The organism is Streptomyces sp. NPDC059455 (assembly GCF_042750115.1).
Lineage (GTDB): Bacteria > Actinomycetota > Actinomycetes > Streptomycetales > Streptomycetaceae > Streptomyces > Streptomyces endocoffeicus.
In genome coordinates, this window is sequence record NZ_JBHYVB010000086.1 from 35948 (window position 1) to 44671 (window position 8724).

Here is an 8724-nt window from a genome sequence, read left to right on the forward strand (position 1 = left end):
CTAGAGAGAGTCACTCAGCTCAACCGCGCGGAGGCTCTCGCGGGACAGTCACCATCAGTCGACTCCTCGCCGAGTCTGGGCCGTGCGCCGCTCGCCCCCCCCCCCCCCCGGGGACCTGTTCGACAGACTCTGATGGGGGCGGCTCGCAGGTGAGCGAGCGGACAGGCGGGCGGCTAAGCGGCGGGCCGTCCCGTCAGGTTTTCCAGGTCCACAGCTGTGCAGCCATGCACAGAGACGCCCGGTGTAGCCGCCGCCCCTCCCTTCCTGGCAGTTGGAGCAGGGGCGGCGGCTTTCCTCACCAAAGGAGGTTCCGGGTTAACGCGGTCCGGGCTGGTAAAGCCCCTCGTTGATCTCCTGGACGCTGAATGTCGGGCCACCGGCATCATGGTCCGACCCCTGCCTCGCGGCGCGGGTAGAGACGCAGCCCCTCTTCCAGACAGGAATGAAGGACGGCCGCGCTGGGCAGCTCCACCGGGGCCCGTTTGGTGAGATGCCACGGCGGAGTGTCCCAACGAGCCCCGTGCGTCGGCGGCAGAGTGATCCGTGCATCAGCACCAGCCATGACCTGCACACCAGCAAGCGCGGGGACGTGTACCCCGCTGCCGCGTGCGACCAGGAACGTGCCCGTCTCGCCGTACAAGAGGCATGGCGGAGCCGCACCTATCCGGTCGAGCCGGACCAGCGCATCCGTGACGACTTTGCGTGAGGCGGTCACCGCGTCGAACTTGGTACAGGCCGCCAGCAAGACCGTTGTGGGGTTGCGGGCGAAGACATGTTGCACCCTGTCTGCGTTCATCGGCTCCGTGCCGACAAACAGAGGCCACCCGAGCAGCTCCGCATCTGCATACGTGTTCACCAGGGCGTCGCGGCTTCGTGGGGGCCACATAGAAGTCGTCATCACCAGCTCCCTCAAGGGCTGCACATCGCTCTTACTCAAAAGGCGCACTCCAGAGCCAGTGATCCGTCCACCCCGCACGCGGCTGCCTGGAAGCTGCTCGCCGACAGGTCGCGGTCGGAAGCCATCGGCGTGGGTTCTGGAGCTCATTGCCGCCCTCTCGGCCGGCGATCTCGGTTCGCATACGCCATGCGTTCGCGAACTCCCTGACACCGCCCATTGGTTGGGCGCATACGCGGTCACCACCTGCGTAGCCACTTGATCGCTCACCGCGATTAAGCTGGACCGGGTGTGCGCTGGGTCACTGACTATGCATGAACTTACTGTGACCAAGCGGGCAAAAAAACTGACACAGAGTATGAGTTGCACACGCCGAACCACGCGGGAGCACGGCATGGCACCACAGAAGCGATCGGGCTCCAGGGGCGGAACACTGACTCGCGGTCAGGGTTCCCGATCCCGCGTTGCGGGTGGCATCGTCTGCGGTCATCTGCTGAAGGTCATCCGTGAGCGCATTCCGCTGACTCAGTCCCGACTGGCCGAGGGACTCGGCATCGACACGACGACTGTCCAGGGCTGGGAATCAGGCCGTCGTTCCCTGGCGGCCGTCACCTCCACGCAATTCCTGCGCTTGAAGCGATACCTGCTGGGACGTGGGGCGGAGGCAACGCTTCTGCCTCTCCTGGATCTCGCAGTCGAGGCCGACGCCGTCATCGAGTACTCGCTCGACGACACCCTCGAGGGTGACGACATCACCCAGCACCCCCTTCACAGCTGGGTCTTCACCCGAGCGTCGACTCACATGATCACCTGGGCCCTGACCGGTGAGCACCCCACGGCTCTCCCCGAAGCGCCGGCCTCGACCCCTCGGCGGCGAGGTCCCACGCCTGACTCGCCACTGCTGCCAGCACCTGATCGGGAGAGGTTGTTCGCCAATCTCCGCCGCACAGCGGAGATCGCTGATCGGGCCGGGGAACGTGGCTCACTTCTGCGCCGGCAGGCGCTCTACCTGTGTGCGTACGACACCAGCGCCGGCGCCCACTCCTGGTCTGCTGACATGCAGCAACGTCGTCCAGTGCCAATGCGTCACGCATCGTGGACACCGGCCTGGTCCGACGCCAGGTCGGTGGCAACGTCCATGGTTCGCTACGGGGATATCGAGACGCTTCAGGCATTCATCGAGCGGGGCATGGGAGATGACCCCGGCGAGATGGCCAATCTCAATTACTGGGCACACTGGCTGGGCCTCGACCCGGTGCCCCGTGCGAGCGACGCGTTCATGAGCGACGTCGACGGTCAGTCCTGGGAGGCCCTCCCGCTCCTGCGCGCCCTTGCCGACCGGCTTGATCCGTCGCTGCGCGCCGTGGACTTGAACATCCACTCGGTATGGGCACTGATCCGCTCAAAGCCAGGCGTTCTCTCAGCCGATCTGGCACTGCACCGCGATCTGACCGCCCGCGTCGGTCGCCTGCTCGACAGCGATGTGATCTCTCGCCAGGCCAGGCGTGAGTTGGAGAACGTGCATTACGGTCTGAGACTGAGTAGTCGGTGATCCGCTTGAAGGGGACGATCTACATGACTGACGACCAGGCCGACAAGGGGACCGTTGGCTATCTCCTGGAGATGGGCGCCCTCAAGCGGGGGAAGCGCAGCGGTTGGTGGATCGCCGGCGTCAAGGACCCCGAGACCATCGCCGAGCACTCGTTTCGCACCGCGATCATCGGCGCCGTGCTCGCGATGATGGAGGGCGCTGACCCGGCGAAGGTCGCGCTCCTGTGCACGTTCCACGACACCCAGGAGACCCGCGTCGGGGACATCCCCTGGATCGGACGCCGCTACCTCGAAGCCGCAACGAACGAGAAGGTCACCGCCGACCAGGTCTCGAAGGCGCACCCAGCAGTAGCGGAGGGGATCAAGGGCGTGGTCCACGAGTACGAGAACGGCGATTCGCTGGAGGTTCTCGTGGCACACGACGCGGACAAGCTCGAATGCATGCTGCAAGGCATGGAGTACCTGGAGCAGGGCTACCGCAACGCCCAGGAATGGGTGGACACTACGCGGGCGAAGTTGAAGACACCCTCAGCGCTCGCGCTCGCCGAAGCGGCACAGGGCATGTCGTCCGCCGAATGGAAGCACATCTACCTGAGCTGACCAGCACGCCGCATCCGAGCACGCAGAACTGCGTTCGTGTGCCGTCAACGGCCAGACAGCGGGCTGGCCCTCGCAGCAGAGCATCACGGTCCCCCGGCCGTCGTGGAAGCGACCGGGGGACCGCTTCCGGCACCACACGCAACCGGAAGGAACCACATTGAACCCCACTTACCGCGGCCTGATCCTCGACTTCGGCGGTGTCCTGACCACACCGATGAAACTCAATGGCCAGGCGTTCGAGAGGTCTGAGGGCCTGACACCAGGGACCTACTTCCGTGCCCTGGTAGAGCACCCGGAAGGTGTCCAGGTGTACTCAGCCCTTGAAGTCGGCGAGGCCAGCCAAGACGAGTGGAATCGCGTCATCGGCGGAATCCTCGGCATCGACCCTACTGACCTCATGCGGCGTGCCCTGGCCAACCTCCGCCCCGAGCCGCAGATCGTCACCGCTGCGGAGCGCGCCCGCGCGACTGGCATCAAGGTCGCGATGCTCAGCAACTCGTTCGGGATCGAGCCGTATAACCCGTACGAGGACAAGGGCATGTGGCGTGACTCTTTCGACGCGGTGATCCTTTCCGAGCTGGAGGGCGTACGGAAGCCGTCGCCACTCATCTACCGGCGCGCGCTGGAAGCCCTGGAGCTCGAAGGCTCGGAATGCGTATTCGTCGATGATCACGCCGAGAACCTGCTGCCAGCCGAGACCCTGGGAATTCGTACTATCCACCACACCACGTCCCCCGCAACAACGGCCGCACTACTAGACTCCCTACTCCCGGACCGCGCTCCGGCCTAACAACTCACTTTTGCACCTCACCAACTCAGTGCTCGACCCGCTCTCCGCGGAGACAGAACACCTGTGATCCGCCGGGTGGGGCGCCCGCGAGACAGTAACGCTGCCCCCGCAAGCCTTCAGGGTCGTGGTGGCCCATTTTCAGTCCGCGCGCAGCCCTGCTTGTGAACAGGCCGAACGGGGTGACGTCGAGCGCCCTAAGGTGCGGCGGTAGGCGGTGGGGGTGGTGCGCAGAGCGCGCCGGAAGTGCAGCCACAGGTTGGCCGCCGTGCCCAGCCCGCAGTCTCGCGCCACCCGTTCCACCGGGTGGTCCGTGGTTTCCAGGACTTCCCGCGCCCAGCTGAGGCGGGCGTTGAGCAACCCCCGTAACGGGGTCGTGCCCGTCTCCTCGGTGAACCGGCGCATGAAAGTACGCTGCGAGAGACCCGCGTGCTGGGCGAGCACGCGCAGCGTGAGCGGCTCGCCGAGCCGGTCCAGGGCCCATCCCCGGGTACCGGACAGCGACGCCTCACCGGCCGCCGCGACGGGAGCCGGCACGTACTGGGCCTGCCCACCGTCCCAGTGCGGGGCAGCCACCAGACCGCGGGCGATCTGGTTGGCCACCTCGGTGCCCCGGTCGCGGCGCACGAGGTGCAGGCACTCGTCAAAGCGCCTTACCCGACTTGGACGATCACCGGGGTCAGCGGCCTCGCCAGCCCGGGGCTCCTCTGCCAGCCAGCGATTTCACGATCGTGACGCTACATTTCCCCCTGGCGCACGTGAACACCATCAGATGCGACGGGGGTTACGACTGAACCTGAAGTCTCAGGAGGTTGCGTCTTCCATCTGCGGGCCCACTTTCATCAGCCACTTGAGTTCACCCGGTACCTGGCTGCTGAGCGGTTGATCGCGGAGGCGGACCTGAGTGCGAGCCCTTGGGGGGAGCCGACGTGCGGCCCAGACCACGTGTGACGCTGTGGCGTTCCTTCACCGCGAACCAGCACATGGCCGTCATGCTGGAAAACGCGTTCACGGCAGATCGGGGACCCCAATAATGCGCAGTCAGAAGTAACTCTACCCAATTAGGTCCTCCGAGACGACCTTAATGGCCGGAGACAGGTTCTCGGACCCGAGGATTGTTACTCCCGTCGGCACTCGAACCTCACGCAATCGCACATCTGCTAGCGATGTCACGTCAACGCTCACCAGAGAGGTTTCCAGCGTTAGCACCTCAAGATTGGGAAACATAGAAAGCCATTCCCAAGTCCACCCGACGTCTACAGCCGCCCATAAATGGGTCAATCTGGCAGGAGAGATTACACCCATGAGATCTTCTTGAGAAATATCTCCGATGATCTTAATCCGAGCCCTACCTCCATATCTCTGCAATTCACGAAGCTCTCGCTCATTCGAGACCGGAAAGTACAGATTCGACTCGTCAAGATATGCCACCACTTCTTCTCCAAAGTGGGCGGTGTCGAACCTCCCCCACACTCGAACCAGCTCGGCCCGCACACGCAGATCCTTGTGGCTTCTATAACGAACCAGAACTGGAATCGCCGCATCGGTCGCAATACGTGCGGCTGCCATAACCGTAAAGTAGTCTTCGTTCGACGCCTTTTTATCCTCGGCGGATTTTTTCTTATTTGGCAGATTTTGTGGACCAGGCAGTAATTCCAGAGCAACAGGCCCTACGTCTGCCAATGCTCGCGCTTGCTCTGCCGAGCGGGGAGGAATCAAAGCAGCAGCACGCTTTTGCACTGCATCCCTGACAGATGGATCCAATTCGGTAGCATGTTCCAGACAGGCAGCCGCCAGCAAGTGCAATCGATGACGGTCGTCCATCGATGAGTCACCTCGCTCCAACAGGCCATTGAGAAGTCGAACTCGCTCGGCCGGCCGGGCGTGGGCAACGGCCATCCTGATCACATCCTCCCACTGATCGAAGTGAGCATTTGAGATGAGGAAATCGAAGTCAAGACCCTCAACGGCGGCCTTCGCCCCCAAGTAGTCCTGAAAAGTGCGGTGAATAAAATCCATTGATCCGACACTCGGCTCACGCAACAGCCCGCTTCGAACCAACAAGTGCCGATAGATTTCCTCAGGCGATCCTTGCTCAGCCACCTGTGGAATCGCAGGAAGCGACTGTGCCAGCAAGTCCACAGCATCACTTCGACCCATCTCCACTCGGCCATTTCTAATCATCCAATAAGCAAGCTTCTGAATGAGCTGAATATGATGAGCTTCGCCGATGCGGATCATCCCGGGTTTGTAGATACCGCGCTCACGGTCACGACGCGAAAGAAGCATGGAAAGCGCCGCATCGTAGAGTTCCTTTCGACCATCAGGTAGATAGCCGCGCCGATCCTGGTGTAGAGCACAAATGAGTGCACACATAAGGGGGTTGGCCGCGAGTCGCCCAAGGGCCTGCTTAGCTTGCACCTCTCCAATCAGTTCCGGGGCATACTGATCGCCAATACCGGCTGCCTTATGCCATCGCTTGATGAAGGACGCCACGTTGTCTCGGCTCATTGGAGCCATATCCAGTTCGATGAACCCCTCGTCGGCCAACCACTCTTCCCGAACCGCAGAAGGCCGCGAAGTAATTAGCCAACGGTTTTTAGGGTAAGCGGCTAGAAGATCTTGCAGCCATCGCCGTGCACCCTCTCGCTCATTTTCTGGCACTTCATCCATGCCGTCGATGAGGATCAATCCACGACCCGAGGACAAAACTCGGTCAAACCATCCCGTTGGCTGAAGGGTTGCCAGAGGGCAGCCGACTGCTGCAAGGAACTGATCCGGGGTGGGGAATGATGCTCCATCTCGGGTAAGTGCCCGTAGCGGAAGCACGAACGGCACAAGTCCCCATACATAGAGCAGGTGCTCGTCAGGCTCTTCTTGGGTCGCAGTGACCGCGAGCCACTGTACAAGGGTTGTTTTCCCAGATCCGGCAACGCCCCTGAGGAGTACTCGGTTACGCCCCTCTAATACATGATCGGCAGGAAGCAGCAAAGGAACATCGCTTGCTCCTCTGGATGCAGCATCCAAGCTCAAGTAAGCAGCATCCAGAGGCCAAACAGCAGACATCCCGGGAAGATCAAGCCCGAAAATAGTCAACTTGCCGTACTTCGACATGATGTATGCCGCATAACGATCTTCAAAGGGGCTATCCGCCGGCGAGGGAGCCCGAAAGAGTAATGCATCGACCTTCGCTCGCAGGTCATCGAGCCGACGACTCTGTTCAACCAGAGTTCTTGGCACGAATTCAGACCGCTGCGTGAAGAAGTGCAGTACGTGGAGGCAAGCCGTGTCCATGACACTTGCATGCAGCGTGATCGCGTCGCTTGACAGCCCGAGAGTTGCAGTCGGACTTTGGGATCTAAGACGTTGAGACAAAGCTAAATGTCCAAGGCTTACCGCTTGCACATCGTCCATGTCCAGATCACCAATGGCGCGTAATGAGTCAGCTACCGCGTGTGCCACCGCGCGTAGTTCATAGGAAGGGATCCGCCCCTCGACCCCGGTGGACTGCACAGCGCGCCGCACCAACTCGTCAGCGATCTTCTGTAACTCGCGGTCGGACAGAGTGCGCTTCTCGCCTTTGAACGACACCAGTCCTGAGACACGCACGGGCTTGTCAACAAGCCCCGCCCCAGCACTCTCCGATACGAACAATCTCCTGACCAGCGGGAATACCACGCTCGAGGCTAAGCGAGCACCAATAGCTGCAGGTTCCACCTATGCCCCCCAGTTATACGAGAGGACCAGCCTAGAGCACTGCGCGAGCCTCCGGCTCCAGTTGACGAACCAGAGCATCGAGAAAAGGTTCACCTGCTTGTGCGAACTAGCCCTAGCGTCGTAGCCATCTTGACTGATACTCGCTGATGCTCGGCCGTAGCACCGTTCCACCCTCTACACGATCACTCGCAAAACTGCAATTTGCGGCGCAAATTTCACACCAATGAGTGAACACCACTGGTGTATCCAGGGGACCTCATCGTGAAAAGCTCCATATCCACACTGACGCAGAACTTCGCAGGGGCGAGGTTCGCAGCACCGTCCTGGCCGACGGTCGACACCCAGGCGATCGGCCGAGGCACGATGACCGAGGTCAGCAGCTTGTAGAAGGGGGTGGGGCCCATGGCCTCGGGATCGAAGTCGATACGCATGCGCCCCAGTAGCCGCTGGCCCGGCGGCGCATCCCAACGGCGGATCGCAGCATCACCCAGCCCCTGAGTTCCACGGAAGGTGCCCGGCGTCGGAAGACACGAGCATCCGGAACTGAGCACCACCATGTCCGCCGTATCCCGCTGGGACAACTTCCAGATCCCACCCCAGGCCCATCGAGGCGACGTCACCCTCAACCTGTACGACCAACCCTCCGCGTACACCCCGAAGCGCCCCGCCGCCTACCTGAAGACGTCTAGGACACCCGCCGCCGACTGCGCTGGGGAGGGTGGTCATCCGCCCCAAGTTCCGCGAACTTCTGGCCGATCTGGCCAGTGGGGTCATCGATGGAGTGATCTTCTACGACCTAGTGTCTCGTGATCCTGATTGTGTTACTTCGAGTTGTTATTGACGAGTTTCTTCACGCTGGTCTGGACGAGTCGGACCTTGGCGAGGATCTCGTCGGCGGTGGCGGTCCAGGTGAAGGGCGTCGCGTTCTCGTTCCAGGAGTTGATGTAGTCGCGGATCTGTTTGACCAGGATATTGACGCTGGAGAACGTGCCGCTGCGGATGGACTGTCGGGTGATGATCCCGAACCAGGTCTCGATCTGGTTCAGCCACGAGGAGCCGACGGGGGTGAAGTGGAAGTGGTGTGAACGACGGCGATATTCCCCAGTAGCGACGCCAGAAAATTCCCCATGGGGATCCCGGCGCTGCACCTGCGCGACCAGGGGGACGCCGCTCG

The 8724-nt window shown here is 62.0% G+C and carries 6 protein-coding genes and 2 pseudogenes; 3 read left to right on the top strand and 5 right to left on the bottom strand.

The window, feature by feature from the left end; genetic code table 11:
* Positions 1-382: 382 nt before the first annotated feature.
* The gene (locus tag ACFXB5_RS27815) at positions 383-898 is read right to left on the bottom strand and encodes a hypothetical protein (protein WP_385212568.1); all 516 of its coding nucleotides are present in this window, start codon (positions 896-898) and stop codon (positions 383-385) included.
* Positions 899-1289: 391 nt separating this feature from the next.
* Here ACFXB5_RS27815 and ACFXB5_RS27820 point away from each other — a divergent pair, with 391 nt between their 5' ends.
* From ACFXB5_RS27820 to ACFXB5_RS27830, 3 genes are all read left to right on the top strand, one after another.
* Positions 1290-2447, top strand: a complete 1158-nt coding sequence (locus tag ACFXB5_RS27820; protein ID WP_385212570.1) for a helix-turn-helix domain-containing protein — start codon at positions 1290-1292, stop codon at positions 2445-2447.
* A gap of 23 nt (positions 2448-2470) precedes the next feature.
* Positions 2471-3046: an HD family hydrolase gene (locus tag ACFXB5_RS27825; protein ID WP_385212572.1), complete on the top strand. Its 576-nt coding sequence runs from the start codon at positions 2471-2473 to the stop codon at positions 3044-3046.
* A 157-nt stretch (positions 3047-3203) separates the two neighbouring features.
* The gene (locus ACFXB5_RS27830; protein ID WP_385212574.1) at positions 3204-3836 is read left to right on the top strand and encodes an HAD family hydrolase; all 633 of its coding nucleotides are present in this window, start codon (positions 3204-3206) and stop codon (positions 3834-3836) included.
* 138 nt (positions 3837-3974) lie between these two features.
* Here the strand turns inward: ACFXB5_RS27830 and ACFXB5_RS27835 are convergent, their stop codons facing one another.
* The 4 genes and pseudogenes from ACFXB5_RS27835 to ACFXB5_RS27850 all read right to left on the bottom strand — a co-directional run.
* Positions 3975-4460: a helix-turn-helix domain-containing protein gene (locus tag ACFXB5_RS27835; RefSeq protein ID WP_385212575.1), complete on the bottom strand. Its 486-nt coding sequence runs from the start codon at positions 4458-4460 to the stop codon at positions 3975-3977.
* Positions 4461-4886: 426 nt separating this feature from the next.
* Positions 4887-7550, bottom strand: a complete 2664-nt coding sequence (locus ACFXB5_RS27840; RefSeq protein ID WP_385212577.1) for an NACHT domain-containing protein — start codon at positions 7548-7550, stop codon at positions 4887-4889.
* Positions 7551-7840: 290 nt separating this feature from the next.
* Positions 7841-7981 (bottom strand): annotated as a pseudogene (locus tag ACFXB5_RS27845) (flavin reductase family protein); the annotation flags it as partial.
* 390 nt (positions 7982-8371) lie between these two features.
* A pseudogene (locus tag ACFXB5_RS27850) lies at positions 8372-8724 on the bottom strand (hypothetical protein); the annotation flags it as partial.

What these genes read in the sequence shown, in the direction of transcription:
- ACFXB5_RS27815 (WP_385212568.1), bottom strand. Translation starts at nt 898, where the DNA reads ATGACGACTTCTATGTGGCCCCCACGAAGCCGCGACGCCCTGGTGAAC.
- ACFXB5_RS27820 (WP_385212570.1), top strand. Translation starts at nt 1,290, where the DNA reads ATGGCACCACAGAAGCGATCGGGCTCCAGGGGCGGAACACTGACTCGC.
- ACFXB5_RS27825 (WP_385212572.1), top strand. Translation starts at nt 2,471, where the DNA reads ATGACTGACGACCAGGCCGACAAGGGGACCGTTGGCTATCTCCTGGAG.